Origin of the sequence: Coleofasciculus sp. FACHB-712 (genome assembly GCF_014695635.1) — a bacterium.
GTDB lineage: Bacteria > Cyanobacteriota > Cyanobacteriia > Cyanobacteriales > FACHB-T130 > FACHB-T130.
On sequence record NZ_JACJOQ010000427.1, the window covers coordinates 1 to 1735 of the forward strand.

Consider the following 1735-nt stretch of genomic DNA (forward strand, 5'->3'; position numbering starts at 1 on the left):
CAAGACAGAAGCTGATGGAGGCGTTGGCTAAAAAGATGGATGTAGCAACAAACGATTTAGTATCAAGCCTAAACCAAACCCGCTCCAAGATACGGCAACGAGAATCCAAAAAGCTTGCAGTGCATTGAATTTAGCAGTTTGAAGGTCTAGTCTAGCTAGGGCACCTGCTGAGAGTAGAACAAAAATATTGGCAAAAATATTAATCCAGGTGAGGATGAAGACCCCAGCCAAAGCTCCGGTTATGACTGAAAGGAAGGCTCTAGTATCGGAATTCATCCAACGGGCAAAAAAGATTCTTAAGAGCCTGATAGGAGCCGTTAAAACCAAAGCTATCAACAAGGCTACTCCTATCTCTAACAGCAAAATCTCCCAGGTATATGTAAAGGAAAACAACCAGCCGTATACGCAATAAGTACCCAGAAGCAACGCCAGGGTTGCCCTAGGCAATCTTTTCAGGAAAGACATTCCATTTGTTGCGCTCCCTTTGGCGTATCAATCTTGTACCAAGAGTCTACACTGAGCTAGCAAACTATGGTCTCCTTTTTAGGCTTTTTTTAGGCTGGGGAGATTTTTGTCTTTTGGGCGATCGCGCAAGATACTACTGCGCCTGCAACTTTGTCCTACGCATTCGTAAGCGATCTTCTTGTGCGATCGCAATCACAGAAGAAGATGATTGATATCGCTCTCCCTGTATGGCTGAGTGGTCATACTAAGAGACGACTGAACTCTAGCCGAGTCATCAATAGGGAACACACGACCAGCCGACAGATTCTGTAGAGAGACTGTCGGTTTTTTGTCGTTACAAGCATGTCGCTACAAGCATAAAGACAAGAAGTGAAGAAGAAAGATTCTTCTTCACCCGCGCTCGCATGTTCTGTTTGATAGCGATAGAATCAGGACATGGCTTGAATAATGTAGTCGAAATAAGGAGCCGCGGCTATTGCATCGTCCTCGCTAAGTAAGTCGAGGGAGGCTTTTTTCAAGCAACGGATAGATTCAGCCATGCCTGGGACAGGAACGCCGAGGGAATTGTACATTTCCCGCACGCCAATCAAACCAATTTTTTCAATCGGTTCCTTGTCACCGGACAGAACTCCGTAGGTAATTAGACGCAAGTACCAGCCGTAATCCCGCAGGCACAGCGCCCGTTGCCGCTCCCCGTAGGCATTTCCCCCTGGCGCAATGAAGTCGGGGCGTTTTTGCCAGAGCTGCTTACTGGCTTCTTGAACAATTTTTTTCTCATTTTCAGCCAGCGTGTTGGCGATACGCACCCGCTGTGCGCCAGTTTGCAAAAAGTCTTTGATGCTGTTGAGTTCGCCACTACTGGGGTAACGAAGTTCGTCGTCTGCTTTGAGAATAACTTGGCTAACTACACTCATGATTATCGGGATGATTCAGAATATCATTCGTAGTTTAACGAGTCCGTGGGACACAAATAAAGAGACAGAGATAATATGTCACTAACAAAATCACTAAATACAGGTTCTAGCGAGGCGGGTGAAGACCTTTGGCAACAAGGTCAACTGGTGGAAATAATCATCAGCGATCTTAGTGACAGCGGTGACGGGGTGGGTCGTTTGGGAGGTCGGGTGGTTTTTGTCCCGGATACGGTTCCGGGCGATCGCGTTCGCGTGCGCTTAGTGCGAGTCAAACCTCAATATGCCCACGGCAAATTGGACGAGATTTTGGAAGCATCTAGCGATCGCATCCGTCCATCCTGCATTGTGGCAGATAA

The 1735-nt window shown here is 47.1% G+C and carries 3 protein-coding genes; 1 reads left to right on the top strand and 2 read right to left on the bottom strand.

From position 1 onward, the window contains the following. Nucleotides 1-27: 27 nt before the first annotated feature. Together H6F50_RS13170 and apcD are read right to left on the bottom strand one after the other, a co-directional pair. A complete protein-coding gene (locus tag H6F50_RS13170) occupies nt 28-465 on the bottom strand; it encodes a hypothetical protein (RefSeq protein WP_190429045.1) in 438 nt (145 codons plus the stop codon). 428 nt (nt 466-893) lie between these two features. Continuing rightward, complete coding sequence (gene apcD, locus H6F50_RS13175; RefSeq protein WP_190429046.1) at nt 894-1379, bottom strand: allophycocyanin subunit alpha-B; 486 nt, start codon at nt 1377-1379, stop codon at nt 894-896. Between the two features lie 75 nt (nt 1380-1454). Between apcD and H6F50_RS13180 the strand changes: the two genes are divergently transcribed. Beyond that, on the top strand, nt 1455-1735 hold a 281-nt coding region (locus H6F50_RS13180; protein ID WP_190429047.1), incomplete at its 3' end, for a TRAM domain-containing protein.